Genomic DNA, 24,376 nt, shown 5'->3' with positions numbered 1-24,376 from the left:
GGAGGGTCCCATGCGCGAATTGATCCTGAAGATGACGATGTCGCTCGACGGCTTCGTCAGCGCGAGCGATGGCGACAATCGCTGGATGTTCGGACAGGACCCGGTGGCGCGGGCCTGGAGCATCGACTATCTCGGCCAGGCCGGGCTGCACATCATGGGACGCGAGACGTTCCACGCGATGGCGGATCATTGGCCGGGCTCGACCGATCCCTTCGCGGCACCGCTGAACGCGATCCCCAAGGCGGTATTCTCGCGTGAAGGCGATGAGATTGCACCGGACGCGGCAACCCTGCCGCCGGGCGGGGAAAGCTGGGCCGACGCCTATGTCGCAAGCGGCGACTTGGACGAAGAGGTCGCTGCACTCAAGGCCGAGCAGGGCGGACCGATCATCGCACATGGCGGGGTCCGCTTCGCCCGCAGCCTGATCGTGCATGGGCTGGTGGATCGCTTCGCACTGCTCGTCGCGCCGGTGGCGCTGGGACGCGGCGAGCCGCTCTTCTCCGAACTGGAACAACCGCTAGCGTTGCGGCTGATAGAGGCGACGGCCTTTCCCGGCGGGGCCGTAGCAAAGATATACAGGCCCGCATGACGATCCGCCCCATTTGGCCCTCGATTTCGTGAGGGCCAAATGGGGCCGGCAATCAATACCCCGCAAAATCCGTAAACCGCGTGATCGTCGGGTCGAACTTCATCACCACCTTGCCGGTCGCACCGTGACGCTGCTTGGCGACGATCAGCTCGGCCAGGCCGTAGACCCGCTCGACCTCGGTCGCCCATTTCGCGTGGTCCTCGAAGACCTTGCCGTCATCGCCTTCCATCGGGCGCTTGGGCTCGCGCTGCATCATGTAATAGTCTTCGCGGAACACGAACCAGACCATGTCGGCGTCCTGCTCGATCGAGCCCGATTCGCGAAGGTCGGACAGCATCGGCCTCTTGTCCTCGCGCTGCTCGACCGCGCGGGACAGCTGCGACAGCGCCAGCACCGGCACGTTCATGTCCTTCGCCAGCGTCTTCAGCCCGCGCGAAATCTCGGAAATTTCCTGCACGCGGTTGCCCTCCGACGACTTGCCCGAGCCGGTAAGCAGCTGGAGATAGTCGACCACGACCAACCCCAGCTCGTTGTTCAGCCGCCGCTGGAGCCGCCGGACGCGCGTGTGCAGCGCGGAGATGGTCAGGCCGCCGGTATCGTCGATGAACAGCGGCAACTGCTCCAGCTCGGCGGCGGCGGCGGCCAGCTGCGCGAATTCGTTGCGGCTGATCTTGCCCATGCGCAGCGCTTCGGAGCTGATCCCCGACTGCTCGGCCAGGATACGCGTCGCCAGCTGGTCGGCGGACATTTCCAGGCTGAAAAAGGCGACCTTGGCGCCGACCGACTCGGAGGGCGGAATGCCGTCCTGCATATCGCGCATCCAGCGCCGCGCCGCGTTGAACGCGATGTTGGTGGCGAGCGAGGTCTTGCCCATGCCCGGACGGCCCGCCAGGATCATCAAGTCGGAGCGGTGCATACCGCCGATCTTGGCATTGACCGAGTCCAGACCCGTGGTGATGCCCGAGACATGGCCGCCGGAGTTCAGCGCGCGCTCGGCATTCTTCACCGCCATGGTGGTCGCCTGGGCGAAGCTCTTCACCGCATTTTCGGAGCCGCCATCGGCCGCGACCTTGAACAGCTCATTCTCGGCCAGCTCGATCTGGGCGCGCGGATTCACCTCCTCGGACGTGTCCATCGCCCGATCGACCAGGGTCCGGCCCACCGTCACCAGCGCGCGTAGCATCGCCAGGTCATAGATCTGCGTGGCGAATTGCCGCGCACCGATCAGGCCCGCGCCCGAGCCGGTCAGCTGGGCGAGGTAGGACGGGCCGCCCAGCGCCTTCATCCCCTCGTCCGCCTCGAACATCGGGCGCAGGGTGACGGGGGTCGCCAGCATGTCGGTGGCGCGCAGATTCTTGATCGCAGAGAATACGCGGCCGTGCACGGGCTCGAAGAAATGGTCGGGGTCCAGCCGGTCGACCAGGTCGTCGGCCAGCCGGTTGTCGATCATCATCGCGCCCAGCAGCGCGGCCTCCGCCTCGATATTGCGGGGAAGCTGCTGCGGCTCGGCGGCGGCAGCGTTATTGGGAAATGCGAGGGTGGCCATTTCTCCGGCGTTAGCGCGGAGTGACGCAGGAGGAAAACGCATTGCGTCGATCAGCGGGGGATTTGCGGCGCACGCGCTTCGCGACTATCCCTGCCGGATGGCCGATCCGCGGATCATCTCTATCGACCTGGACGAACGCAGCCTGGGCTGGCGCTCGGCCGATGTCGAGCAGGAACGGCGGATCGCGATCTTCGACCTGATCGAGGAAAATTATTTCGCGCCCCAACGGCCCCAGCCCGACGGCTATGCCGGGCCCTACCGCATCAAGCTGGAGTCCGAGGAAGGGCGGCTGGGCATCCATATGCACCGTGAGGACGGCACGCATATCGAGACGCTGGTGCTGGCACTCGGCCGGTTCCGGCGGCCGATCCGGGATTATTTCGCGATCTGCGACAGCTATTACCAGGCGATCCGCGCCGCGACGCCGCAACAGATCGAAACGATCGACATGGCCCGGCGGGGCATCCACAACGACGCGGCGCAGATGTTGAAGGAACGGCTCACCGGCAAGATCGAAGTCGATTTCGATACCGCACGCCGCCTCTTCACACTGCTCTGCGTCCTGCATATCCGCAACTGATGGCGATTCTCTGGAAAATCGGGGCCGGGCTGCTGGCGCTGGGCGCGATCAGCGCGGGTGGGCGGCACTGGGTGACGCATTGGCAGCCCTCGACCGATCATTATCCGCTGCAGGGCATCGACCTGCCCGAAAATCCGCCCGCCGTGGAATGGCGGACGCTGCGCGCGAACGGCGCGGACTTCGCCTATATCGTCGCGACCTCCGGCGCGGATCGGCGCGATGCGTCGTTCGAGGGGCATTGGAACGCCCTGCCCGAGGCGGGGATGCGGCGCGGGGCGATCCATATCTATTCGCTGTGCCAGCCCGCCGCCGCCCAGGCCGATGCCTTCAACATCTTCGTGCCGCGCGCAGGCGATGCCCTGCCCGCCGCGATCGACCTGTCCTTCCACGACGACTGCACCGCGCGCCCCGACCGGGCGCAGCTGGTCGCCGATCTGACCCGCTTCGTATCGATGGTCGAGACCCATACGGCCAAGCCGGTGATGCTGCGCGTGTCGAAAGCGTTTGAGGCCCAATACGAGGTCACGCGCGCGCTGGATCGCCCCGTCTGGGAACTGAGCACTCTCTTCAAGCCCGATTATGCCGCGCGCCCGTGGCGCATGTGGCGTGCCAGCGATTTCCGCCGGGTCGATGGGGTGGAAGGCCCCGTGAACTGGGATGTCGTCACGCCATGAATATCACCGATCCACAGGACCTTATCGCGGCCGCCCGCCAGGCCGCACGCCACGCCCATGCGCCCTATAGCCGCTTCGCCGTGGGCGCGGCGCTGTTGATGGAGGACGGCTCGATCATCACCGGCGCCAATTTCGAAAATGCCAGCTATGGCCTGTCGCTCTGCGCCGAGACCGTGGCGATCGCCACCGCCTCGGCCGCCGGTCGCCTGCGGGAGATCGTCGCGATCGGCGTGATCGGCGGCGCCATGGATGCGGACGGCGTGCCCACCGGCGAGACCCCGGTCAGCCCCTGCGGCCGCTGTCGCCAAGTCATCAACGAAGCCGCACAGATGGGCGGCCGCGACCTGCCCGTGCACTGCGGCGCGGCGCAAGGCGATGGGATGCGGACCTATAGGCTGTCGGAATTGCTGCCGGACGCGTTTGGACCGGCGGATTTGGGGATCGGCTGATTTTTTCGCGCGAAGCCGCGAAGACACGAAGAGTTTTTCGCGCGGAGACGCGGAGGCGCGGAGAAGAAGTTTAAGTCTTCCGTCCCCGACGATGACCGGCCGACGCTGACGATCGGACAGGCCCCCCTCTGCGTTCTCCGCGCCTCCGCGCGAACATCATTCTTCTTCGCGGCTTCGCGTCTTCGCGTGAACAAACCGCCTCACGCGCCCGGCTCTTCACCCCGCGCCCGCATGGCCGCGCCGGCCGCCTGGATGAACTGCCACACATCGGCGGAAAAGCCGGGATCGGCCTGCCCGTCCCACGCCGCCCGTTTCTCGTGCAACCGCATCGCCCCCGTCCACATCTCCGGCGTCGCAACCGCCTGGAACGGCGCCAGCAGCGCGAACCATTCCCGCACGAACCCGCGCGCGCCGTCCGAATCCGGGTCCATCGGCAGCGCCGCCGCGATCCGTTGGCCCAGATCGGCCCATTGCGCCTGATAGGCGTCCTGATCGAAATCGGCGGGCAGCGCGCCCAGCCGTTCGGCCCAATGCGTCTGCTCCTCCGGGGTGAAGTGCTGCTCCACCACCGCCTTCCATTGTGTCGTCGTCATGGTGTTTCCCTTTCGAATCAGCGAGCAAAGCGTCGCGACGTCGATGCGCTCGCCGGCATCGATGCGGGACTGGATCGAATGCAGCAGGCGCGCCGTATCGGCGAGCGCGACGGCTTGCGCCTCGACCACCGCCAGCTGTGCCGCGACCATCGGCCCCAGCCGCGCGTCCGGCCGGTCGAGCATCCGCCCGATCGCCGCCAGCGTGAACCCTGCGCGCTTGAGCGCGACGATGGCGTGCAGCCGCTCCAGCTCGCCCGCGCCGAAGATGCGCCGCCCGCCCTCGCTGCGCAGCGGCCGGATCAGCCCGCGCGCCTCGTAAAAGCGCAGCACCCGGCTGCTCAGACCCGTGGCCCGGGCGATCTCCGCAATGTCGAGCATGGTCGTCATGGGAGCTCCGTACCGCTTGACGCAACGTCAACCGCAAGCCCCAAAAATGACGATCCTGCTTGCCCTGACCCCGCGATCCGGCAATGAGCGGCCACGCTGAAGGGGAATGAAGATGTCGATCCTGTCCGACCGCTGGATTCGCGAAGCCGCGCAGACCCAAGGGATGATCGAACCCTTTGTCGAGAGCCAGCGCCGCGACGGCTGCATCAGCTATGGCCTGTCGTCCTATGGCTATGACGCGCGGGTGGCGGACGAGTTCAAGATCTTCACCAATGTCGACAGCGCGGTCGTCGACCCGAAGGATTTCGCGTCGAACAGCTTCGTCGACCGCAAGACCGATGTCTGCATCATCCCCCCCAACAGCTTCGCGCTGGCGCGCACGGTCGAATATTTCCGGGTGCCGCGCGACGTGCTGGTCATCTGCCTGGGCAAGTCGACCTACGCGCGGTGCGGGATCATCGTGAACGTCACGCCGCTCGAGCCCGGCTGGGAGGGGCATGTGACGCTGGAGTTTTCCAATACCACGCCGCTGCCCGCCAAGATCTATGCCAATGAAGGCGCCTGCCAGTTCCTGTTCCTGAAGGGCAACGAGCCCTGCGAGACCAGCTATGCCGACCGGGCGGGCAAATATATGGGGCAGCGCGGGGTCACTTTGCCGCGGCTCTGATCCGCGACATCACCTGTCGACCTGGCCAGTTCGCCCGGCGTCGAAGGCACATCCCAATCCATGGGTTGGCGCGGCGATAGGGAGCCGCGCCGGACCCATTGGGCAAGTCCAGACGTCGATTCGCCTGGACCTGCCCTGGTCTAACTACCGGTCCGAATCAGCGGGCGGCGATCGCCTGAGGCAGATGACGCAGCCCGGTGCGGGCGACGGTGTGCGACGACAGGATCGCGCCCGACGGCATGTCCAGAGCGACGGCCTTTTCCTCGAGCACCGCATCATAGAGCGCGCGGGCATCTGCCGCGCGGCCGGTCTTTGCGTAGACGGCGGCCAGATTCAGCATCAGCTCGGGACTGCGCGGATCGGCGCGGCGCTCGTCGAGCAATGTTCGTTCGGCGGTGGCGAAATCGCCCGCCAGGATTTGCTGAAACCCCGTGCGCTGCGGCCACGAGTCCTGGGCCATGGCCGGGGTCGCCATGCCCGCCGCCGCCACAAGAATAACCGAAACGACTCCACGCATAACCCGTCTCCTTTGTTTCAGTTTTGTGACTTTATGGTGTCACTTTTGTGAAACGGGCGCAAGTCAGGAAGTCGCGCGATTTCGGGCCGCTTTTAGTGGGGCGGTGTATCGGCGGCGGGGGCGATTAAGGGGATTCCGACCGCCGTCAGCGCGGCGGGGCGGGGCGGGGCGGGATCATTAGTCGGCTCATATAACGGGAGTGGCCGGGAAGGACCGCTGTGCAAGTGTTTCACCGTGGCCTTCGACTTCGCTCAGGCTGAACGGGTGTGGGAGATAGGCCCATCAAAGCCGTGAAGGCGCGGCCGAGCATCGTAGACAAACCGCCGTTCAGCCTGAGCGAAGTCGAAGGCCACGGGTATCCCTATGTCACACCCCAATAGCCGCGCGTAACAGGCGCAGCCCGAAGACATAGCCGCCCTCTCCCCCGATCCCGCCAGCACAAAAAAAGGCGACCTCCGAAGAGGCCGCCTCATGTCGTCATCGACCTGATCGCTGGGATCAGAAGTCGTTGCGATACTGCTCGTTGCCGATGAAGCCCAGCTTCTTGACCGCCGAGCGCTTGATAAGCGCCAGGGTCTCGTCGACCTTGGCGTATTTGGCGTCGGGAGCCGGCTGGAAGTGCAGTTCCGGTTCCGGGTTCATCGCGGCGGTCTTGTCCAGATACTGGCGCAGCGTGACCTCGTCGACCGGTGCACCGTTCCAGGTCACGATACCGGCGGCGTCGATACCGATCTTGTTCTTCTCGGTGTTCACAATCGGCGCAGGATTGGGCGAGTTGACCGGCAGGTCGACCTTCACCGCGTGAGTCTGGATCGGGATGGTGATGATGAACATGATGAGGAGCACGAGCATGACGTCGATCAACGGCGTCGTGTTCATGTCCATCATCGGCTCGCCATCATCGGATCCGGCGCTCATTGCCATGGCGTGCTAACTCCTATTGTGTCCGCCCGGCCGATTAGGCGCGGGGGTTGCCGCCGGGGGGCGGCTCGGAGATGAAGCCGACGCGGGAGAAACCCGCCGACTGCATCGTATAGATGGTGCCGCCGATGCACCGGTAAGGCGTATTCACGTCACCGCGAATATGCGCCTCGGGAAGCTGGTCGGGCGTGATGTTCGGGCCAAGACGCTCGACTTCCGCCTTCAGCTTCTGAACCGCCTTGTCGCGCAGCTCGGTCGAGGTCACGGGGCTCAGGCCCCAATAGACCTTGCACTGGCCGTTCTCGCTGGTGACCGAGAGCGACACGTTTTCCGGCTTCGTCGTCGTCGGATCGAAGCGGACGTTCGGCAGCTTGAGCGGAACGGTCTGAATCACGACCGGAACCGCGATCAGGAAGATGATGAGGAGAACCAGCATGACGTCCACGAGGGGCGTCGTGTTGATCTCCGACATCGGTTTCTCGGCGGAGTCCCCGCCAACGCTCATCGCCATGAGAGAGCTATCCTATCCATGCATTCTATCGCCGCCCTGAATGGGGCGGCGGGGATGGCGGGGCCGTATCCCGAAGGACCGGTCCCCGCCCCCTTAGGCTCAGGCGCGGGTCTGAACGCCACCGGCCTGACCGGCCGTGGTGGTCGCGGCAGGCGCCTTGACGGCGGCCGGCTTGGCAGCACCGATGGCCGGACGGACCGCACCGTTCGAGGCCAGGAAGCCCAGCACGTCGTTCGAGAACGACGACAGGTCTTCGGCGATGCCCTTGTTGCGACGCTGCAGCCAGTTGAAGGCGAGCACGGCCGGAACCGCGACGACGAGACCCAGCGCGGTCATGATGAGCGCTTCACCGACCGGACCGGCGACCGCGTCGATCGACGCCTGGCCCGACGAGCCGATCTTGATGAGCGCGCGGTAGATGCCGATAACCGTACCGAACAGACCGATGAACGGCGCGGTCGCACCGACGGTCGCGAGGAAGGCGAGACCGCCACCCAGCTTCGAGTTGATCGCGGCTTCCGACCGCGCCAGCGAACCGTGCAGCCAGTCATGCGCTTCGACCGGATCGGTCAGCTTCGAATGCTGGTCCTGCGCGGCCAGACCGTCGTCGACGATCTGCTTATAGGCCGAGTTCTTCTCGAGCTTGGCCGAACCTTCGCGCAGCGAGTTCGACGACCAGAAGCCCTGACGAACGCGCTTCGCCTGGTTGATGATCTTCTGCTGCTCGAACAGCTTCGAGAACAGGATGTAGAAGGACACGATCGACATCAAGCAGAGGATGGTGAACACCGACTGCGAGATGAGGCCGCCTTCCTTCAGGGCCTGGCCGAGACCGTAGGGGTTTTCGGCACCGGCCGCGGCGCCGCCCGCGGCGAGGATGGTGGTGAGCATGGTTGGTTAGGTCCTCTGACTAAAGCGTTGGGTTGTTTCGGCTTTTAGCCGTTATTCCTGTGGCAGCTGCCAACGGATGTTAAGCGTGTAGGTCGATGCGATCGGGTTGCCACCCTGATCGAGCGCCGGGGAGAAGCGAACGCGCGCCTTCGAAATGCGGCACGTCGCGTCGTCCAGGGCCCGATTGCCGCTGCTCGACAGGATCGAACAGTCGGTGACACGCCCGTCGGTGCCGATCGACAGCTTGGCCGACACGCGACCTTCCGCGCCTTCGCGCTGGGCCGAGGGCGGATAGGCGTCGGGACCGAAGAACTGACCCGGATTACCCTTCAGACCGGCGGCCTTCGACACCACGGGTGCCGGCGGCGCAGGCGGAGCCGGCGGCGCAGGCGGAGCCGGCGGTGCGGTCGGCTGGCTCAGCGGGATGACGTTCGTCGTCGCCATCGTCGGTGCCTGGCTGGGCAACGGAACGATGGGCGGCGGCGTCACCACCGTGGTCGGCGGCGGCTCTTGCACGTCGAACGTGTTGAGCTTCTCGGTCGCCTTCTTCACGTACTGGTAAGCCAGCCCCGTGACGAAGGCATAGCCCAAGGCAGCATGGATGAGCACGACGATAACGATCGCGACCACCTTGCCCCCGGACATCTTCTGGTCAGTATAGGCCATTCAGCAACGAAACTCCTCAGTCTGCCAGTTTCGCCTCGCCGTAGCGTGGGGACGTGGGAAACTCCTGCCATGCTCTTTCGGCATGCGGCAGAGCCTTGGACCCTATCGTCACGGGTGGCGCGGTGCAACAGTTTGTCGGACGTAATAAACGTACAACCGAGCCATGACGAAATTATTTCTGTACCGTTAATGGCCAAAGGAGTAGCGCGAAGCGATGAATCTGCTGTCCCACGCCATTCGCGCTTGCGTTTTGACGCTGGCGATTCCCGCCCTTACCCATCCCGTTTCCGCCCAGGTCCCGACCGCGCCGTCGACGCGCCCGGGTGATTCGATGGTAGCGCAAACAGGGCCGGCCTATGCCGATCTGGCCGATCTGGCCCTGTCCGCCCCGGTCATCGCCGATGTGACGATTCGATCGGCGACCGCGATCAAGGGCGCCGAGGCCGCCGGAGTCGCGCCGGGGCATCAGCGTTCCTATGTCGAGGCGGATGTCGGCGCGTTGATCCGTGGCGCGGGCGGCCTGCCGACGCGGGTCGGCTATCTGTTCGACGCCGCGACCGATGCGCGCGGCCGCGCGCCGCGCCTGAAGAAGATGCGTGTGCTGATCTATGCCCGCCGGGTCCCCGGCGCCGCCGACCAGTTGCAACTCGTCGCCCCCGATGCGCAGCTCGACTGGACGCCCGATACCGAGCAGCGCAGCCGGGCGATCGCCCGCGACGCCCTGTCGCCGGACGCCCCGCCGGTCATCACCGGCGTCGGCAACGCCTTTTACGTGCCGGGCAGTCTGCCGGGCGAAGGCGAGACCCAGATCTTCCTGACGACCGCGAACAACCGCCCCGTCTCGCTATCGGTGCTGCGCCGTCCGGGCGAGGAGCGGCGTTATGCCGTCGCGCTCAGCGAGATCGTCGACGAATCGGCCGCGCCTCCGGCGCGCGACACGCTGCTCTGGTATCGCCTGGCCTGCGCCCTGCCCGCCTCGCTGCCCGACCACAGCACCGCCTCGCTATCGCCGGAAAATGCCCAGGCCGCGCGCGAGGATTATCGTTTCGTGCTGCAGAAGCTGGGCCCGTGCGGGCGCGAGCGTCAGGTGCCGACGCCCAGCAACTGACCGGTGACGGCATGGGCGGCGGCGAGATAGGCGACCGCCGCCGCCACCCTGTCCTCGCCGGCTCCCGCGGCCGGGATCACCGCATTGATTCGCGCAGCTGGCGCCGCCGCGACGGCAAGGGGACCGATCGCCGCCTCGGTCATGGCCTGCGCCACCGGGTCACGGCCCGGCCAGACGACCAGGACCAGATCGACGCCGGGATGATCCGCGACGACACGGACGATATCGGCATCCGGCGCCAGATTGATTCGCCGCGCGCCGACCCGCATCAGCGGCGGTGACGCACCAGCGTGATGCCGATCGCCTCGCCGTCCTCGGCGATGGCCAGCTTCACGATCTTCACCTGCACCCGGCGCACCCGCTGATCCTGAAGGAACAGCGTGTCGCAGATATGATCGGCCACCCCCTCGATCAGGGTGAAATGCACGCCTTCGGGCAGCCGGGTCGCCGCATGTTTCAGGTCGAGATAGTTTTTCGACTCGGTCAGCGGGCTGTCGGGCGTGTAGCGCGCCGGACAGTCGAGATCGACCGTCAGCGAGATGCGCAGCGGCTGCGGCAGATGGGTTTCCTCGGAATAGATGCCGGTCAGCACCTGGACTTCGAGGTCGTGGACTTCGAGCTGGAGACGGTCTTCCATGCCAGCGCCTCTAGCAGAGCCCACGCGCAAGGAAAGGGTCGGGGCTTGCATCGCGGCCCGGTCGCGCTAAGGGCGCGCGTCCCCTCCCCCACCACCGGACCCCTGCCCCGTGACCGTCACGACCGTTCTCGCCCCGCTCGACGCGGTCGCTCCCGACAGGGTCGAGGCGCTGCTGGACCGCGCCTTCCCGCCGGGCCGCCACGCACGGACCGCTTATAAGGTGCGGGGCAGCGTCAGCCCGATCGATTCGTTGTGCTTCGCCGCGATGGAGGGCGAAACGCTGATCGGCTCGATCCAGTGCTGGCCGGTCGCGCTGACCGACGATGACGGCGTCCGGCATTCGATGGTGATGGTCGGCCCGGTCGCGGTGGAGCCCGCGCATCAGCAGGGTGGCATCGGCCGCGACCTGCTCGGCCATATGCTGGACGCCGCCGCCGCCCAGGGGCTGGACCGCGCGATGATGCTGATCGGCGATCCGGAATATTATGGCCGCTTCTTCGGCTTCACCGCCGAGCGCACCGCCGACTGGCGGCTGCCCGGCCCGGTCGAGCGGCATCGCCTGCTGGCGCGCGGGCCCGACGTGCCCGCGATGCCCGGGATATTGGGGCCCGATCCGGCGCGGAGCTGATCGCGCGCTCTTTACCTGACCCTCCCGCATCCCTAACTCGGGGCGATCATGCCGATGGCACCGCCCCCCGACCTGTCCGCGCTCAGCCTGGCCGAAATCGTCCAGGCGATGGAGGCGCAGAAGCTGCCGCCCGTCTCGCAATGGCACCCTACCCATTGCGGCGACAGCGAGATGCGGATCGCGCGCGACGGCACCTGGTTTCATCAGGGCAGCCCGATCACGCGTCCCGCCATGGTCCGCCTGTTCGCGACGATCCTGCGCCGCGAGCCCGACGGCCGCCACGTTCTGGTGACGCCGGTCGAAAAGCTCGACATCGCGGTGGAGGACGCCCCCTTCGTCGCCACCGCCCTGAAGGCCGAAGGCGAAGGGCGGAACGGGCGCCTGGTGTTTCAGCTCAACACCGGCGAGCTGGTCGCGGCCGGTGCCGCCCATGGCCTGCGCTTCCTCGAGGGCGAGGACGGGCCGCGCCCCTATCTTCACGTCCGCGACGGGCTGGAGGCGCTGATCGCGCGCCCGGTCTATTATGAACTGGCCGAGCGGGCGATGGCGGGCGATGGCGACGTTCCGGGCGTGTGGAGCGACGGCACCTTCTTTCCCCTGACCCCGGTCGCCACCGCATGACCCTGGCCGAAAGGCTGGCTCAGGCGATGGCGCGTATCCCGACCCAGGATCTTCTGACCGGGGACGGGGTCGAGCCGCATGAGGTCGCGGCCACGCCCACCTCTGCCGCCGTGCTGATTCCCGTGACCGACCGCGCCGAGCCGGGCGTCGTCCTGACCCAGCGGACCGAGACGTTACGCAACCATGCGGGCCAGGTCGCCTTTCCCGGCGGCCGAGCCGATCCGGGCGATGCCGATCTGGTGGCGACCGCATTGCGCGAGGCGGAGGAGGAGATCGGCCTGCCACCGCAGTCCGTGAACGTCGTGGGCCTGGCCGACCGCTATCGCACCGTCACGGGATTCGAGGTGACGCCGGTACTGGGCGTCATCCCTCCCGACCTGGCCCTGAAACCCGCCGAGGCGGAGGTTGCCGCGCTGTTCGAGGTGCCGCTGTCCTTCCTGCTCGATCCTGCCCATCACCACCGGGTCAGCGCGCCGTGGCGCGGAACGACCCGCCATTTCTACGAGATTTTATGGAACGACCGGCGCATCTGGGGCGCGACCGCGGCGATGATCGTCAACCTGTCGCGGCGGCTGCAATGGACGGCGTGATTCCCGGCACGCCCCCCTGGGCGAACCGACCCCAGCTGATCGCGCTGGCCGAGCGGCTGGAGGCGCGATTCGTCGGCGGCGCGGTGCGCGACATGCTGCTCGGCATCGCGGTCGCCGATATCGACCTGGCCACGCCCCTGTCGCCCGAAACGGTGATCGGACGGGTGCGCGAGGCGGGGTTCAAGCCCGTCCCCACCGGTATCGCGCACGGCACGATCACCGCCGTCCTGCCCGACGGGCCGGTCGAGGTGACGACGCTGCGCCGCGACGTGTCGACCGACGGCCGTCACGCGGTCGTCGCCTTTACCGACGACTGGCGCGAGGATGCGGCACGGCGCGATTTCACGATGAACGCGCTCTATGCCGATCCCGTTTCGGGCGCGCTGTTCGACTATTTCGGCGGGCTGGACGATCTGAAGGCGGGCCGGGTCCGCTTCATCGGCGATCCGTTGCAGCGGATCGCGGAAGATCACCTGCGCATCCTGCGCTTCTTCCGCTTCCACGCCCGGTTCGGCGATGCAGTGGACGAAGCGGGGCTGGCCGCCTGTGCCGCGCGCGCCAACGATCTGATGGCCTTGTCGCGCGAACGAATCGCCGCCGAACTGCTCAAGCTGCTGGTCGCGGCCCGTGCGGTGCCGGTCGTCGCGCTGATGGTCGAACAGGGCATTTTCCGCGCGGTGATCCCAGAGATCGACGCTGCCGGGGTCGCACGGCTGACCGCGCTGGCCGAGCGCGAGACGGCGGTCGGCGTCGCGCCCGATGCGATCCGGCGGCTCGCCGCGCTGTTGCCGCCCGAGGCCGCCGAGCCGGTCGGCGCGCGGCTGAAGCTGTCCAACACGGATCGCAAGCGCCTGATCGCCGCGACGGCGGGTCCGGGGGACGAGGGGCCGCGTGCGCTTGCCTATCGCGTCGGCACGAGCGGCGCGATCGACCGGCTGTTGCTGGCGGGCGAGCCGATCGACGTCATTCGCGACTGGACGCCCCCTGCCCTGCCGCTGACCGGCGGCGCGCTGGTCGAGCGCGGGGTCGGCAAGGGCCCCGAGGTGGCGCGCCTGCTGCGACAGGTCGAGACGCAGTGGATCGCCGAGGGCTTTCCGGATGCGGGCCGGGTCGGCGAACTGGCCGACGCGGCGGTGGCTCAGGCCTGAGCGGCGATCTTCGCCCAGGCGGCATCGGGTTCGAGCGGACGGGAATAATAGAAACCCTGGCCATAGGTGCAGCCGAGCGCGGCCAGCGTCTGGCCCAGTTCGACCGTCTCGATCCCCTCGGCGGTGGTCTTCATGCCCAGCGCTTGCGCCAGGCCCAGGATAGCGCGGACGATCGCGATCTTGTCGCGATCGGCCAACATGCCCGAGACGAAGCTGCGGTCGATCTTCAACACGTCGATGGGCAGCTTCTGCAGATAGGCGAGGCTGGAATAGCCGGTGCCGAAATCGTCCATCGCGATGGTCGTGCCCAGCGTCTTCATCGCCTGCATGATCGCGGTCACGCGTTCGGCATCGCCCGCGATCGCGCTTTCGGTCAGCTCCAGCGTCAAGCGGTCGCCCGTCATGCCGGTCCCGGCCAGCGCCTGCGCGATCATCGCCGGAATATCGTCGCGCTGAAGCTGGATCGCCGAAACGTTGACCGACAGGCGCACCCCGCAATCGCCACCGGCGGCCCGGTCCCATTCGGCCAGCCGCTTCAACGCCTTGTTCACCGCCCAGCGGCCGAGCGGCACGATCAGCCCGGATTCCTCGGCGACGGGAATGAAATCGACCGGGGAATGATCCACCCCGCTGAGATCGCGCCAGCGGGCCAGCGCCTCGAAGGCGACCGTCTTGCCCGACGACAGGTCGCAGATCGGCTGATAGGCGAGATGCAGTTCGTCCTGCTCGATCGCGCGACGCAGCGCCGTCTCCATGGCGAATTGCGTGCGCGCGATGATGAAGGCCTGGGGATGATAGACCTCGGCATGGCCTGCCGTCTTGGCCAGCTTGACCGCAAACTGGGCGTGGCGGATCATTTCCTCGGCCTCGCCATTCGGCCCCTCGCTGAAGGCGATGCCCACCGACGCTTCGACATTCACCTCATAATCGGTCAGCCGGAACGGCTCGCGCAAGGCGCGGTCGATCCGCTCGGCGAGCAGATGCGCCTCGTCCTCGCCGCCGTCGATCATCATCAGGATGCCGAATTCATTGCCGCCGGTTCGCCCGATCGAGTCGCGCGACCGCAGCGCGCCCTTCAACCGCCGCGCCACCGTGATCAGCAGTTCGTCCCCGACCAGCGAACCCATACAGGCGTTCAACCGGCCGAAACGGTGGATGTCGACGACCAGCACGGCATGGCGCTGCCCGGTCGCCATCACCGCCTCGATCAGGTCGCCGAACCCCTGGCGATTGGGCAGGCCGGTCAGGCTGTCGGTCGTCATCTCCCGGCGCAGGCTGCGTTCGGTATGGCGCTGGGCGGTCTGGTCGACCAGCATCAGGACGCAGGTCTCCGCACCGTCCTCGCTCGATCGGGTCAGGGTCGCCTGGAAATAGCGCGCGTCGATCGAGTCGCCCAGCTGCAACGAAAACTCGATGGACTTGCGATCGGTCGCCAGGAACGGTTCGATCCGGTCCGCCAGATCGGCCAGCAGCATCGCCCGGCTGCCGCTGTCGTTCAGGCAGGCGCGTCGAAACGCGTCGTTGGCCGCCGTGATTTCCAGCTTGCCCTGGAGGATCACAATCTCGGCCGCCGGGATCGCCATGATGGCGATGGCGCGCGACGTCACCGACCCGACAGGCCGTGTCGAAGAGCGTTGCGCCGGATACGCGGTCGAAGCCATCTTTCGGTGGTCTAGCGGTCGATCGTTAAGACCGCCTAAAATTCCTCGGAAAATCTGATCCGTAAACGGTTGTGAGACCAGCCGCCCCAGCCGCTGCGATGGGTGGATTTCTACCATGTCGGACGAGGTCCGATGACGGCGATCCCCGCCCCTCCCCTATCGTGCGACAGGGAGGACAGCGCTATCCGGCTCAGCCGAAGCGGTTGTCGCGCGGGAAGCCGGTCGGCGGCATCCGCCCCGCCGCCCCGCGTGCGGTCCGCCAGGCCGACAGATCGGTTTCGGTCCGCACCCGCCCGGTCTCGCCGCCCATCGGCCAGCTCAGCCCGTCCTTGAAGACGAAGGTGGTCGCATCCGACAGCCCGCCGTCGCGGTAGCGCTGGAGCTGCACGCCGGTGCCGCGCGACAGCTCGACGAACTCGGTCAGCGGGAAGACCAGCAATTTGCGATTGTCGCCGATCGCCGCGACATAGTCATCCTCCGCCCCGACCGGCCGCACGACCTTCAGCGTCGCGCCCGTACGCGGGGTCAGCACGGTCTTGCCCTTGCGAGTCTCGGCGATGGTGTCGGCGGTCGGCACGATGAAGCCGCGCCCGTCCGAGGCGGCGACCAGCAGCTTGGGGCTGCGGCTCGCGGGCAGGAAGCCGACGATGCCGATGGAGCCGTCCAGGTCGATCATCGCACGCACCGGCTCGCCGAAACCGCGCCCGCCGGGCAGCTTGTCGGCCGCCAGCGTGAAGAATCGCCCATTGGCCGCCGCCAGCAGCAGCTTGTCGGTCGTCTGCGCATGGAAGGCGAAGGCCGGGCCATCGCCTTCCTTGAACTTGGCGGTATCGGCCGAGGCGAGGTCGACATGCCCCTTCATCGCGCGGATCCAGCCGCGCTGCGACAGGATGACGGTGATCGGCTCGCGCTCGATCATCGCCTCCAGGGGGATGTCGCGGGTCGGCGCGGCTTCCTCGATCAGCGTGCGGCGCGCGCCCAGCGCGGTTTCGAGGCCGTAGCGGTCGCGGATCTTGCCCAGATCCTTCTTCATCCGCGTCCGCTGGCGCTGTTCGGAACCCAGCAACAGCGTCAGCTGCTCGCGCTCCTTGTCGAGCTTGTCGCGCTCGCCGCGAATCTCGAACTCCTCCAGCCGGCGGAGCGAACGCAGGCGCATGTTGAGGATCGCCTCGGCCTGCCGGTCGGTCAGGTCGAATTCCGCCATCATCACCGCCTTGGGCTCGTCCTCGGTCCGGATGATCTCGATCACCCGGTCGAGGTTGAGATAGGCGACCAGATAACCGTCGAGCAGCTCGATCCTGTCGGCGATCTTGCCCAGGCGATGCTCGGAGCGGCGGCGCAGCACCACGAACTGATGCTCGACCCAGGCCGCCAGCGCCTCGCGCAAGCTCATGACGCGCGGGGTACGGTCCTTGTCGAGCACGTTGAGGTTCAGGCTGATCCGCGTCTCCAGGTCGGAGAAGCGGAACAGCCCATCCATCAGCACCTGCGGATCGACGGTGCGGGCGCGCGGCTCCAGCACGATGCGGACCTGCGCATCCGATTCATCGCGGACGTCCGCCAGGATCGGCAGCTTCTTGTCGTTGATCAGCGTGGCGATCTGTTCGATCAGCTTGCCCTTGGCGACGCCGTACGGGATTTCGCTGATGACGATCTGCCAGCCGCCGCCCTTCTCGCGCTCGATCTCCCAGCGGGCGCGAACGCGGAAACCGCCCCGCCCGGTGGTGTAGCTTTCGCGCAGGATGGCGGGCGCATCGACGACCATGCCGCCGGTCGGGAAGTCCGGCCCCTTGACGATGCTCAGGATCGCATCGTCATCCGCGTCCGGCCGGTCGACCAGCAGGATCGCGGCTTCCAGCAATTCGGCGGCATTGTGCGGCGGGATGCTGGTCGCCATGCCGACCGCGATGCCGCTCGCGCCGTTCGCCAGCAAATTGGGGAACAGGCCGGGGAACAGCTCGGGCTCCTGCTCCTCGCCATTATAGGTCGGACGATAGGCGACGGCATCCTCGTCCAGCCCGTCCATCAGGTCGATCGCGACCTGGGTCAGCCGTGCCTCGGTGTAACGATAGGCGGCGGCGTTATCGCCGTCGATATTGCCGAAATTCCCCTGCCCGTCGACCAGCGGGTAACGCAGCGCGAAATCCTGGGCCAGGCGGACCATCGCGTCATAGACCGACTGGTCGCCATGCGGGTGGTATTTACCGATGACGTCGCCGACGACGCGCGCGCACTTCTTATACCCCGCCGCCGGGTCGAGCTTGAGCAGCCGCATCGCCCAGAGCAGCCGCCGGTGCACGGGCTTCAGGCCGTCGCGCACATCGGGCAGCGAACGTGCCGTGATCGTCGACAGCGCATAGACCAGATACCGCTCCGACAGCGCGCTGTCGAAGGGTGCGTCCAGAATGCCGACGGGAGGATTATCGCGGAGATCGATCGCCATGGAGGACAGGCTATTAGCAAGCCCGTGGGGTCGGGGCAATCGGCAGGATCAAATCGGGAACGGCGGTGGGTTCAGCGCCCACCCAATTCCTCCCCTGCAAGGGGAGGTGGCAGGGCAAAGCCCTGACGGAGAGGTGTCCCGGGCCGTAAGGCGCGACCAGTCTCGCGACCGGCGACACCCCTCCACCAGCTTCGCTGGTCCCCCTCCCCTTGCAGGGGAGGAAAGCTAGAACCAACGACAAAGCGGGCGCGTTGGGAGTCGCGCCCGCTTCGTTTTCGGCGAGGCCGGTCGGCTTAGGACTGGTTCGCCTGGGCCTGGGTCACATCCTGCTGGAAGTGATCGCCGGCCGCCACCGTGCAGTTCTGGAAGGCGACGGGGGTGAAGGTCTCGACCCCGGCGACATCCTCGTCGGTCTTCACCTTGCCATGCAGGCCGCGCACGGGCTGGAAGGCGACAATTTCGGGACGGAAGGTGGCGAGGACATCCGCCGTGTCGCGGCAGGCGACCGTGCGTTCCGTGTTGCCATTCTTCACCACCGCAATGGCCTCCATGCCATTGGCGAGCGGAACACGTGCCTGTTCCCAAATCTGCGGTTGATGCGCCATGTGCATCGGCCGCGCCACGGCAGCACCCGCCGTCAACATCAGGGTCCCACCAACAACACCGATCACCAGCTTGTTCATGACTACCTCCTTTGCAAGCATCGACAGAACCAGCAACTTGGTCGATTGGTTTCCTATACTTCCCACCTTACATTCTTTTCACCCCATCACAAAAATCTGTTCATCATGGCGCGATGATGACGGCGTCGTAATCTTTACCCCTCCACGACCCGACGGAATCATGTTTGCGGCCCCGGCTCCATTGCGCCGCCGCGTCCCATCCATTATAGGCCGCGCCATCCCGCCTCGGGCTCCAGCATGGGGGCGCCGGGGCTGTACTCATTTCAGGGGACCGCCGCATGGCTCGCCGCCGCCAAATCTACGAAGGCAAGGCCAAGATCCTGTACGAGGGCCCCGAGCCCGGCACGCTGATCCAGTATTTCAAGGACGACGCCACCGCGTTCAATGCCCAGAAGAAGGGCACGATCAACGGCAAGGGCGTGCTGAACAACCGTATCTCCGAGCATGTCTTCACCATGCTCGACCATATCGGCGTGCCGACCCACTTCATCCGCCGCCTGAACATGCGCGAGCAGCTGATCCGCCAGGTCGAGATCGTTCCGATCGAGGTCGTGGTGCGCAACGTCGCGGCGGGCTCGCTGTCCAAGCGTCTGGGCATCGAAGAGGGCGTGAAGCTGCCCCGCACGATCATCGAATATTATTATAAGGACGATGCGCTCGGCGACCCGATGGTCACCGACGAGCATATCGCTTGCTTCGGCTGGGCCAGCCAGGAAGAGATGCACGACATCGCCGATCTGGCGATCCGCGTGAACGACTTCCTGTCGGGCATGTTCGCCGCGATCGGCATCCGCCTGGTCGACTTCAAGCTGGAATTCGGCCGTATCTGGGACAATGACTTCGGTCGTATCATTCTGGCCGACGAGATCAGCCCCGATGGCTGCCGCCTGTGGGACATGACCACCAACGAGAAACTGGACAAGGACCGCTTCCGCCGGGATCTCGGCGGCGAGGTCGAGGCCTATCAGGAAGTGGCGCGCCGTCTGGGCCTGCTGCCCGAGGGGGGCGACACCGCCGTCCTCGATCTGGAAGAACACCGCAAGAGCCGGGGCAAGTAATGAAGCTGAAGATTTTCGTCACCCTGAAGCCCGGGGTGCTCGACCCGCAGGGCAAGGCGATCCACCACGCGCTGGAAAGCCTGGGCTTTGCGGGCGTGAACGACGTCCGCGCGGGCAAGCTGATCGAGCTGGAAGTCGCCGACGCGACCACCGACGCGCAGATCGACGAGATGTGCCGCCAGCTGCTCGCCAACACCGTGATCGAGAATTACCGGGTGGAGCGCGCCTGATGAAGACCGCCGTCATCGTCTTTCCCGGCTCGAACTGCGACCGCGACCTCGCCGTCGCGCTGGAGGCGGTGACGGGCGTCAAGCCCGCCATGGTCTGGCACGGCGACAGCGAACTCCCTGAGGGGCTGGGGCTGATCGGCGTGCCGGGCGGCTTCTCCTACGGCGATTACCTCCGCTGCGGCGCGATCGCGGCCCGCTCGCCGATCATGCGCGCGGTCATCGAGCAGGCGAACAAGGGCACGCCGGTGTTCGGCGTCTGCAATGGCTTCCAGGTGCTGGCCGAAACCGGGCTGCTGCCGGGCGCGCTGATGCGCAACCGCTCGCTCAACTTCGTCTGCCGCGACGTGAATCTGGAGGTGGCGAACACCGACAGCGCCTTCACGCGCCTGTACGAACAGGGCGAGACGATCCGCATCCCCGTCGCGCATCATGACGGCAATTATTTCGCAGATGCCGACACACTCGACCGCCTGGAAGGCGAAGGCCGCGTGGCGTTCCGCTATGCCGAGGACGTCAACGGCTCGGCCCGGGACATCGCGGGCGTGCTGAACGAGAAGCGCAACGTGCTGGGCATGATGCCCCACCCCGAGCGCCGCATCGAAGCCGCGCATGGCGGCGACCATGGCCGCCGGCTGTTCGAGGGCCTGCTGGAAATGGTCGGCGCCTAACCCCCGCCCATCCGTTCAGCCTGAGCGAAGTCGAAGGCCACGGGATGACATCCGAAAAGGGGGAGCGAGGCGACTCGCTTCCCCTTTTTTGTTCGCGCGAAGACGCGAAGAAGATATTTGTTCGCGCGGAGGCGCGGAGAGCGCGGAGGTGTCTGGTCTTGTGGAGACCTCATCCCTTCTATCGCATGTCGGTGGCGGAGATAGACGGCTGCCGCAGGGTGCGACACCTCTGCGTTCTACGCGCCTCCGCGCCTCCGCGCGAACAAAATCTCTTATCAAACCCTTCGCGTCTTCGCGTAAACCCTATTCAAACCCGCGCCCGGAACGGCGTGAAGTCGGTCCCCTCGTCGAACACATCCACCCCTTCGGTCCGCTTCAGCCAACCGACGACCAGATAAGTCACCGGGGTCAGCAGCACCTCCCAACCCACCTTCAGCACCCATTGCGTGAACAGCACCACGACGACCAGATGCGGGGTCCAGCCCTCCGCATATAGAAAGGCGAGTGGATAGAAGATCAGGCTGTCCACCCCCTGCCCCACCACCGTCGAGCCGATCGTGCGCGACCAGAGATGCCGCCCGCCGGTCCACAGCTTCATCCGCGCCATGACATAGGCATTGACGAACTCCCCAGCCCAAAAGGCGCATACGCTGGCCAGCACGATGCGCGGCACCTGGCCGAAGATCACCTCATAGGCCGCCTGGTTGGTCCAGGTCGGCGCGGGTGGCAGTTCGACCACGACATAGCTCATGAACGCCATGAACAGCACCGCCGCCGTCCCCGCCCAGATCACGCGCCGCGCGCGGGCATAGCCGTACACTTCGGTCAGCACGTCGCCGATGACATAGCTGAGCGGAAAGAACAGGATGCCCGCGCCGAACGGCCACTGCCCGACGAACGGCAGGGTGATCACCGCCACCTTGCCCGCGCCGATGACGTTGGACAGCAGCAGGACGGTGACGAACGCCGCCATCACGAAGTCGAACCAGCGGAACGCACCCCGCCCCATGTCCCGGTCCGCCACGACCCGTTCCACACCCATGCCCTTGCCCCTCCGCACCGTTCGACGCGATGTTTATCGCCATTCCCAACCCAAGCAAACCACGCTAGGGACACCGCCATCCGCGCGTCCGTAGCTCAGTTGGATAGAGCAAGGAGCTTCTACCTCCTCGGTCGGGGGTTCGAATCCCTCCGGGCGCGCCACTTTGCAAAATCGCCAGATTTACGTGCATTCCGTAGTAGCGCATTGGATAGCAATGGGCACGCGACGTCTGGAAGACCTCGGACGTCAGGTTTTCAATTCCAGAATACGATGGATAGAGCTGCCGATGGATCGGTCTGAGCCTCCTGGTCTGATCTCGGCTATGTGTGGATAGAAGGTGCGGCCGCCGAGCGGCTTGAGCGTGCAGGCGAAATTGTGGATGGCGTGAGCCATGGGACTATCGAAGCGTATCAAGGGACTGGACCTTAGCGTCGGTTATCTCGGGTTGCAGATCGCATTTGGTATCCAGAGCGCCAGCCTGAGCCGCGTGTTCCAGGGGTTGGGGGCCTCGGTCGACCAGCTTGCGATCCTGTGGCTGGCGGGGCCGGTGACGGGGTTGCTGGTGCAGCCGGTCGTCGGCGCGATCAGCGATCGGCATGGCGGCCGGTTCGGGCGGCGGCGGCCCTATATCCTGATATCGGCCCTGCTGGTGATCGCCGCGCTGGCCGCCTTGCCGATGGCAACGTCGCTTATGGTGGCGGTGGTAATTGTCTGGGGGCTGGAGGCGGCCATGAATGCGCTCCATGCACCCTATCGCGCGCTGGTCGCCGACACGCTGCCGCCCGAGGATCAGGCAAGCGGCTATGCCATGCAGACCGTCTTTATCGGGCTGGGGGCGCTGGCCGGGGCCTGTGCGCCGATCCTGCTCGCCTGGGGCGGCTGGTCGAACGTCGCGCAGCCGGGCCAGACCGCGCCGTCGATCCGGGTGGCGTTCCTCGCGGCGGCGCTCGCGGTGGCGCTGGCAGTCGGCTGGACGGTAGCACGGGTGCGCGAACCGGTCGCAGCTCACGTAGTACAGCATGATCCGTCGGTGAGGCCCGGCCACCGGACCGGCTTTGCCGCTCTCTGGCGGACGCTGCGTCCGGTGGCGGCCATCCAGTTTCTCAGCTGGTTCGGTCTTTATCTCCTGTGGGTCTATGCGACGCCGGTCGTCGCGGCACAGCTTTACGGCGCGACCTCGCCCTTCGATGCGGCCTATGCACGCGGGGCGGACTTTGTCGGGATCCTGTTCGGGACCTATAACGGGGTAGCTGGGCTGTTCGCCTTTCTGCTGCCGGGGCTGTTCCGGTGGTTCGGGGTGACGCGGGTCCATGCGGCGGCGCTGGTGGCGGGCGCGCTAGGACTGGCGGGCATCGCGCTGGTCTCTCATCCAGCCGGACTGGTCGTCTGCGCTGTGCTGATCGGCATCGCTTACGCTTCGATCCTGAGTGCACCCTTCGTTTTGGCCGGGCGGGCGGTCTCCAGCGCGACGGCAGGCATGTTCATCGGCGTCATGAACATCTTCATCGTCGTTCCGCAGCTGGTCGCGGGGATGAGCATGGGCTGGATCATCGCGCATGGACTGAGCGGCATGGCTTGGCCGGTACTGCCCCTGGCGGGCGGGCTGATGGCGATGGGGGCGGTGCTGAGCCTGTGCCTGTCGACCATGGACGAGGACGCGCCCCTGATCTAGTGCAATCTAATGCAAATATCGAGTCGACTATGGCGCGGGTGAAACGGGGCGGGCCGACCCTGGGCGGGATCGCAGCGGAAACCGGGGTGTCGGTCGCGACCGTGTCGCGGGTGCTGACCGGGCATAGCGCCATCAGCGAGGAGACGCGCGAGCGGGTGCTGAGCACCGCGGACCGGCTGGGCTATGTCCATGTCCCGCAAAAGATGCGCCGCGCCGAGCCGTCGCTGTCCGAGCAAATCTGCCTGGTCGTGCCGGTCGCGACTGCGCATGGCAGCCAGCTGGCCAATCCGTTCGAGCTGGCGTTGATCGGCGGTGTCGGCACCGCCCTGCGCGAGCGGCGGCGCGACGTGTCGATCGTGTGGCAGACGCCCTATGACGATGCGACGCTGGCACAGTTCCTCGACCAAAGTGCCTATGCGGGTACGATTTTCCTGGGCCAATCGCAGTTCCATGATGCGCTCAACCATTATGCCGATATGGGCAAGCCTCTTGTCGCCTGGGGGGTCGAGGTGGCGGGGCAAGGCTATTGCTCGATCGGCAGTGACAATCATGAGGGCGGATTCCAGGCGACCGCGCATCTGCTGCGCAAGGGCCGGCGGCGCATTGCCTTTATCGGCGCGATGCCGCCGATTGCGGCGGCCCGCACGCCCTTTTCGCAGATCGCGATCCGGCTGGACGGCTATCGCGCGGCGCTGGCGGCACATGGCGTGGCGTTCGATCCCGCTATGGTTCAGACGCCGACCGCCGGGCGGTTCGAGGGGGCGGAGGCGGTCGACAATCTGCTGGAGCGGGGCATCGCGTTCGACGCGATCGTCGCGGCCTCCGACCTGGTGGGGCTCGGCGCGATCCAGACGCTGCGCCAGCGCGGCCTGCGCGTGCCCGAGGATGTGGCGGTGATCGGCTATGACGATATCGACGCGGCGGCGCTGTCGACGCCGGGGCTGACGACCATCCGGCAGGATGTCATCAAGGCGGGCAATCTCTTGGTCTCCAAGCTGCTGCGCATCATCGACGGCCATCGCGCCAAGTCGGAGCGGTTGCCGACCAACCTTGTGATTCGCGAGTCCTGCGGCCGTTAAGAGGCGCGGATGTCGTGCAAAATAATGTCCAACTGGATCAGCAAAGCACAGAAAACAGGCAACTTAATCGCATGAAGCCAAGCAATTTCATGTAAATTGCAATCGTTTGCAAATACT

28 protein-coding genes and 1 tRNA gene are annotated in these 24,376 nt (G+C 66.3%); 16 read left to right on the top strand and 13 right to left on the bottom strand.

Annotated elements, in window-relative coordinates; translation table 11 throughout:
* The first annotated feature begins 10 nt into the window (after window positions 1-10).
* A complete protein-coding gene (locus tag QZ546_RS02925) occupies window positions 11-589 on the top strand; it encodes a dihydrofolate reductase family protein (RefSeq protein WP_294234413.1) in 579 nt (192 codons plus the stop codon).
* A 52-nt stretch (window positions 590-641) separates the two neighbouring features.
* Here QZ546_RS02925 and QZ546_RS02920 read toward each other — a convergent pair whose 3' ends face one another.
* Window positions 642-2,135 (bottom strand): replicative DNA helicase, encoded by a 1,494-nt coding sequence (locus QZ546_RS02920; RefSeq protein WP_294234410.1) that lies wholly within the window; start codon window positions 2,133-2,135, stop codon window positions 642-644.
* Between the two features lie 97 nt (window positions 2,136-2,232).
* Here QZ546_RS02920 and QZ546_RS02915 point away from each other — a divergent pair, with 97 nt between their 5' ends.
* From QZ546_RS02915 to QZ546_RS02905, 3 genes are read left to right on the top strand one after another with little or no spacing between them, the layout of a single operon-like run.
* Window positions 2,233-2,715: a UPF0262 family protein gene (locus tag QZ546_RS02915; RefSeq protein WP_294234408.1), complete on the top strand. Its 483-nt coding sequence runs from the start codon at window positions 2,233-2,235 to the stop codon at window positions 2,713-2,715.
* Window positions 2,715-3,389 (top strand): GH25 family lysozyme, encoded by a 675-nt coding sequence (locus tag QZ546_RS02910; RefSeq protein ID WP_294234405.1) that lies wholly within the window; start codon window positions 2,715-2,717, stop codon window positions 3,387-3,389. The genes QZ546_RS02915 and QZ546_RS02910 overlap by 1 nt, the downstream gene beginning before the upstream one ends.
* On the top strand, window positions 3,386-3,838 hold the full coding sequence (locus tag QZ546_RS02905; RefSeq protein WP_294234402.1) for a cytidine deaminase: 453 nt from the start codon (window positions 3,386-3,388) through the stop codon (window positions 3,836-3,838). Before QZ546_RS02910 ends, QZ546_RS02905 begins: the two co-directional genes overlap by 4 nt.
* 200 nt (window positions 3,839-4,038) lie before the next feature.
* Here QZ546_RS02905 and QZ546_RS02900 read toward each other — a convergent pair whose 3' ends face one another.
* Window positions 4,039-4,818 carry a MerR family transcriptional regulator gene (locus QZ546_RS02900; protein ID WP_294234399.1) on the bottom strand — a complete coding sequence of 260 codons (780 nt, stop codon included), beginning with the start codon at window positions 4,816-4,818 and terminating at the stop codon, window positions 4,039-4,041.
* A gap of 112 nt (window positions 4,819-4,930) precedes the next feature.
* Between QZ546_RS02900 and dcd the strand changes: the two genes are divergently transcribed.
* A complete protein-coding gene (gene dcd, locus QZ546_RS02895; RefSeq protein WP_175314009.1) occupies window positions 4,931-5,485 on the top strand; it encodes a dCTP deaminase in 555 nt (184 codons plus the stop codon).
* 157 nt (window positions 5,486-5,642) lie between these two features.
* Here dcd and QZ546_RS02890 read toward each other — a convergent pair whose 3' ends face one another.
* The 5 genes from QZ546_RS02890 to QZ546_RS02870 form a co-directional block, all read right to left on the bottom strand.
* A complete protein-coding gene (locus QZ546_RS02890) occupies window positions 5,643-6,002 on the bottom strand; it encodes a tetratricopeptide repeat protein (protein ID WP_294234396.1) in 360 nt (119 codons plus the stop codon).
* 498 nt (window positions 6,003-6,500) lie between these two features.
* The gene (locus QZ546_RS02885; protein WP_294234393.1) at window positions 6,501-6,926 is read right to left on the bottom strand and encodes a biopolymer transporter ExbD; all 426 of its coding nucleotides are present in this window, start codon (window positions 6,924-6,926) and stop codon (window positions 6,501-6,503) included.
* A gap of 34 nt (window positions 6,927-6,960) precedes the next feature.
* The gene (locus tag QZ546_RS02880; protein WP_294234390.1) at window positions 6,961-7,434 is read right to left on the bottom strand and encodes a biopolymer transporter ExbD; all 474 of its coding nucleotides are present in this window, start codon (window positions 7,432-7,434) and stop codon (window positions 6,961-6,963) included.
* 99 nt (window positions 7,435-7,533) lie between these two features.
* Window positions 7,534-8,325, bottom strand: a complete 792-nt coding sequence (locus QZ546_RS02875) for a MotA/TolQ/ExbB proton channel family protein (RefSeq protein WP_294234387.1) — start codon at window positions 8,323-8,325, stop codon at window positions 7,534-7,536.
* 51 nt (window positions 8,326-8,376) lie between these two features.
* On the bottom strand, window positions 8,377-8,991 hold the full coding sequence (locus QZ546_RS02870) for an energy transducer TonB (RefSeq protein WP_294234385.1): 615 nt from the start codon (window positions 8,989-8,991) through the stop codon (window positions 8,377-8,379).
* Window positions 8,992-9,322: 331 nt separating this feature from the next.
* On the opposite strand from QZ546_RS02870, the gene QZ546_RS02865 reads away from it, so the two are divergent.
* Window positions 9,323-10,099 carry a hypothetical protein gene (locus QZ546_RS02865; RefSeq protein ID WP_294234383.1) on the top strand — a complete coding sequence of 259 codons (777 nt, stop codon included), beginning with the start codon at window positions 9,323-9,325 and terminating at the stop codon, window positions 10,097-10,099.
* On the opposite strand, the gene QZ546_RS02860 is transcribed toward QZ546_RS02865, so the two are convergent.
* Together QZ546_RS02860 and QZ546_RS02855 are read right to left on the bottom strand one after the other, a co-directional pair.
* Window positions 10,075-10,368: a Rossmann fold domain-containing protein gene (locus QZ546_RS02860; RefSeq protein ID WP_294234380.1), complete on the bottom strand. Its 294-nt coding sequence runs from the start codon at window positions 10,366-10,368 to the stop codon at window positions 10,075-10,077. The genes QZ546_RS02865 and QZ546_RS02860 overlap by 25 nt on opposite strands.
* A complete protein-coding gene (locus QZ546_RS02855; protein ID WP_294234377.1) occupies window positions 10,368-10,736 on the bottom strand; it encodes a dihydroneopterin aldolase in 369 nt (122 codons plus the stop codon). Before QZ546_RS02855 ends, QZ546_RS02860 begins: the two co-directional genes overlap by 1 nt.
* A gap of 109 nt (window positions 10,737-10,845) precedes the next feature.
* Here QZ546_RS02855 and QZ546_RS02850 point away from each other — a divergent pair, with 109 nt between their 5' ends.
* Genes QZ546_RS02850 through QZ546_RS02835 form a run of 4 tightly spaced genes read left to right on the top strand, consistent with a single transcriptional unit; the run spans window position 10,846 to window position 13,723 of the window.
* Window positions 10,846-11,364: a GNAT family N-acetyltransferase gene (locus QZ546_RS02850; RefSeq protein ID WP_294234374.1), complete on the top strand. Its 519-nt coding sequence runs from the start codon at window positions 10,846-10,848 to the stop codon at window positions 11,362-11,364.
* A 48-nt stretch (window positions 11,365-11,412) separates the two neighbouring features.
* Window positions 11,413-11,985: a DUF1285 domain-containing protein gene (locus QZ546_RS02845; protein WP_294234371.1), complete on the top strand. Its 573-nt coding sequence runs from the start codon at window positions 11,413-11,415 to the stop codon at window positions 11,983-11,985.
* Window positions 11,982-12,575: a CoA pyrophosphatase gene (locus tag QZ546_RS02840; RefSeq protein ID WP_294234367.1), complete on the top strand. Its 594-nt coding sequence runs from the start codon at window positions 11,982-11,984 to the stop codon at window positions 12,573-12,575. The genes QZ546_RS02845 and QZ546_RS02840 overlap by 4 nt, the downstream gene beginning before the upstream one ends.
* Window positions 12,563-13,723, top strand: a complete 1,161-nt coding sequence (locus tag QZ546_RS02835; protein ID WP_294234364.1) for a CCA tRNA nucleotidyltransferase — start codon at window positions 12,563-12,565, stop codon at window positions 13,721-13,723. The genes QZ546_RS02840 and QZ546_RS02835 overlap by 13 nt, the downstream gene beginning before the upstream one ends.
* Here QZ546_RS02835 and QZ546_RS02830 read toward each other — a convergent pair.
* The 3 genes from QZ546_RS02830 to QZ546_RS02820 form a co-directional block, all read right to left on the bottom strand.
* Entirely contained in the window at window positions 13,714-15,384 is a 1,671-nt protein-coding gene (locus QZ546_RS02830) for a bifunctional diguanylate cyclase/phosphodiesterase (RefSeq protein WP_294234362.1), read from the bottom strand. The genes QZ546_RS02835 and QZ546_RS02830 overlap by 10 nt on opposite strands.
* Before the next feature lie 190 nt (window positions 15,385-15,574).
* A complete protein-coding gene (gene parC, locus QZ546_RS02825; RefSeq protein WP_294234359.1) occupies window positions 15,575-17,827 on the bottom strand; it encodes a DNA topoisomerase IV subunit A in 2,253 nt (750 codons plus the stop codon).
* A 293-nt stretch (window positions 17,828-18,120) separates the two neighbouring features.
* Window positions 18,121-18,510, bottom strand: a complete 390-nt coding sequence (locus QZ546_RS02820) for a hypothetical protein (protein ID WP_294234356.1) — start codon at window positions 18,508-18,510, stop codon at window positions 18,121-18,123.
* A gap of 278 nt (window positions 18,511-18,788) precedes the next feature.
* Between QZ546_RS02820 and purC the strand changes: the two genes are divergently transcribed.
* The 3 genes from purC to purQ are packed head-to-tail and all read left to right on the top strand — an operon-like array spanning window position 18,789 to window position 20,466.
* Window positions 18,789-19,568 carry a phosphoribosylaminoimidazolesuccinocarboxamide synthase gene (gene purC / locus QZ546_RS02815; protein ID WP_007405170.1) on the top strand — a complete coding sequence of 260 codons (780 nt, stop codon included), beginning with the start codon at window positions 18,789-18,791 and terminating at the stop codon, window positions 19,566-19,568.
* The gene (gene purS / locus QZ546_RS02810; RefSeq protein ID WP_042486357.1) at window positions 19,568-19,798 is read left to right on the top strand and encodes a phosphoribosylformylglycinamidine synthase subunit PurS; all 231 of its coding nucleotides are present in this window, start codon (window positions 19,568-19,570) and stop codon (window positions 19,796-19,798) included. The genes purC and purS overlap by 1 nt, the downstream gene beginning before the upstream one ends.
* Window positions 19,798-20,466, top strand: coding sequence for a phosphoribosylformylglycinamidine synthase subunit PurQ (gene purQ / locus QZ546_RS02805; protein WP_294234354.1), 669 nt, complete (start codon window positions 19,798-19,800; stop codon window positions 20,464-20,466). The genes purS and purQ overlap by 1 nt, the downstream gene beginning before the upstream one ends.
* A gap of 307 nt (window positions 20,467-20,773) precedes the next feature.
* Here purQ and QZ546_RS02800 read toward each other — a convergent pair whose 3' ends face one another.
* Window positions 20,774-21,508: a queuosine precursor transporter gene (locus QZ546_RS02800; protein WP_294234351.1), complete on the bottom strand. Its 735-nt coding sequence runs from the start codon at window positions 21,506-21,508 to the stop codon at window positions 20,774-20,776.
* An 84-nt stretch (window positions 21,509-21,592) separates the two neighbouring features.
* Between QZ546_RS02800 and QZ546_RS02795 the strand changes: the two genes are divergently transcribed.
* From QZ546_RS02795 to QZ546_RS02785, 3 genes are all read left to right on the top strand, one after another.
* Window positions 21,593-21,669 (top strand) — tRNA-Arg (locus QZ546_RS02795).
* Between the two features lie 230 nt (window positions 21,670-21,899).
* Window positions 21,900-23,180 (top strand): MFS transporter, encoded by a 1,281-nt coding sequence (locus tag QZ546_RS02790; RefSeq protein WP_294234348.1) that lies wholly within the window; start codon window positions 21,900-21,902, stop codon window positions 23,178-23,180.
* Window positions 23,181-23,209: 29 nt separating this feature from the next.
* Window positions 23,210-24,259: a LacI family DNA-binding transcriptional regulator gene (locus QZ546_RS02785; RefSeq protein WP_294234346.1), complete on the top strand. Its 1,050-nt coding sequence runs from the start codon at window positions 23,210-23,212 to the stop codon at window positions 24,257-24,259.
* Window positions 24,260-24,376: the final 117 nt, after the last annotated feature.

Origin of the sequence: uncultured Sphingomonas sp., assembly GCF_913062585.1 — a bacterium.
Taxonomy (GTDB): Bacteria; Pseudomonadota; Alphaproteobacteria; order Sphingomonadales; family Sphingomonadaceae; genus Sphingomonas.
This window is presented reverse-complemented; position numbering and strand designations above follow the sequence as displayed.

Coding starts and splice junctions, on each gene's coding strand:
- purQ (WP_294234354.1), top strand. CDS start 19,798: ATGAAGACCGCCGTCATCGTCTTTCCCGGCTCGAACTGCGACCGCGAC.
- QZ546_RS02860 (WP_294234380.1), bottom strand. CDS start 10,368: ATGCGGGTCGGCGCGCGGCGAATCAATCTGGCGCCGGATGCCGATATC.
- QZ546_RS02820 (WP_294234356.1), bottom strand. CDS start 18,510: ATGAACAAGCTGGTGATCGGTGTTGTTGGTGGGACCCTGATGTTGACG.
- QZ546_RS02790 (WP_294234348.1), top strand. CDS start 21,900: ATGGGACTATCGAAGCGTATCAAGGGACTGGACCTTAGCGTCGGTTAT.
- QZ546_RS02830 (WP_294234362.1), bottom strand. CDS start 15,384: ATGGCTTCGACCGCGTATCCGGCGCAACGCTCTTCGACACGGCCTGTC.
- QZ546_RS02835 (WP_294234364.1), top strand. CDS start 12,563: ATGGACGGCGTGATTCCCGGCACGCCCCCCTGGGCGAACCGACCCCAG.
- QZ546_RS02845 (WP_294234371.1), top strand. CDS start 11,413: ATGCCGATGGCACCGCCCCCCGACCTGTCCGCGCTCAGCCTGGCCGAA.
- QZ546_RS02875 (WP_294234387.1), bottom strand. CDS start 8,325: ATGCTCACCACCATCCTCGCCGCGGGCGGCGCCGCGGCCGGTGCCGAA.
- QZ546_RS02905 (WP_294234402.1), top strand. CDS start 3,386: ATGAATATCACCGATCCACAGGACCTTATCGCGGCCGCCCGCCAGGCC.
- QZ546_RS02910 (WP_294234405.1), top strand. CDS start 2,715: ATGGCGATTCTCTGGAAAATCGGGGCCGGGCTGCTGGCGCTGGGCGCG.
- QZ546_RS02880 (WP_294234390.1), bottom strand. CDS start 7,434: ATGGCGATGAGCGTTGGCGGGGACTCCGCCGAGAAACCGATGTCGGAG.
- purC (WP_007405170.1), top strand. CDS start 18,789: ATGGCTCGCCGCCGCCAAATCTACGAAGGCAAGGCCAAGATCCTGTAC.
- QZ546_RS02870 (WP_294234385.1), bottom strand. CDS start 8,991: ATGGCCTATACTGACCAGAAGATGTCCGGGGGCAAGGTGGTCGCGATC.
- QZ546_RS02900 (WP_294234399.1), bottom strand. CDS start 4,818: ATGACGACCATGCTCGACATTGCGGAGATCGCCCGGGCCACGGGTCTG.
- QZ546_RS02855 (WP_294234377.1), bottom strand. CDS start 10,736: ATGGAAGACCGTCTCCAGCTCGAAGTCCACGACCTCGAAGTCCAGGTG.
- QZ546_RS02890 (WP_294234396.1), bottom strand. CDS start 6,002: ATGCGTGGAGTCGTTTCGGTTATTCTTGTGGCGGCGGCGGGCATGGCG.
- purS (WP_042486357.1), top strand. CDS start 19,568: ATGAAGCTGAAGATTTTCGTCACCCTGAAGCCCGGGGTGCTCGACCCG.
- QZ546_RS02840 (WP_294234367.1), top strand. CDS start 11,982: ATGACCCTGGCCGAAAGGCTGGCTCAGGCGATGGCGCGTATCCCGACC.
- QZ546_RS02800 (WP_294234351.1), bottom strand. CDS start 21,508: ATGGGTGTGGAACGGGTCGTGGCGGACCGGGACATGGGGCGGGGTGCG.
- QZ546_RS02865 (WP_294234383.1), top strand. CDS start 9,323: ATGGTAGCGCAAACAGGGCCGGCCTATGCCGATCTGGCCGATCTGGCC.
- dcd (WP_175314009.1), top strand. CDS start 4,931: ATGTCGATCCTGTCCGACCGCTGGATTCGCGAAGCCGCGCAGACCCAA.
- QZ546_RS02885 (WP_294234393.1), bottom strand. CDS start 6,926: ATGGCAATGAGCGCCGGATCCGATGATGGCGAGCCGATGATGGACATG.
- QZ546_RS02915 (WP_294234408.1), top strand. CDS start 2,233: ATGGCCGATCCGCGGATCATCTCTATCGACCTGGACGAACGCAGCCTG.
- QZ546_RS02785 (WP_294234346.1), top strand. CDS start 23,210: ATGGCGCGGGTGAAACGGGGCGGGCCGACCCTGGGCGGGATCGCAGCG.
- QZ546_RS02920 (WP_294234410.1), bottom strand. CDS start 2,135: ATGGCCACCCTCGCATTTCCCAATAACGCTGCCGCCGCCGAGCCGCAG.
- QZ546_RS02925 (WP_294234413.1), top strand. CDS start 11: ATGCGCGAATTGATCCTGAAGATGACGATGTCGCTCGACGGCTTCGTC.
- parC (WP_294234359.1), bottom strand. CDS start 17,827: ATGGCGATCGATCTCCGCGATAATCCTCCCGTCGGCATTCTGGACGCA.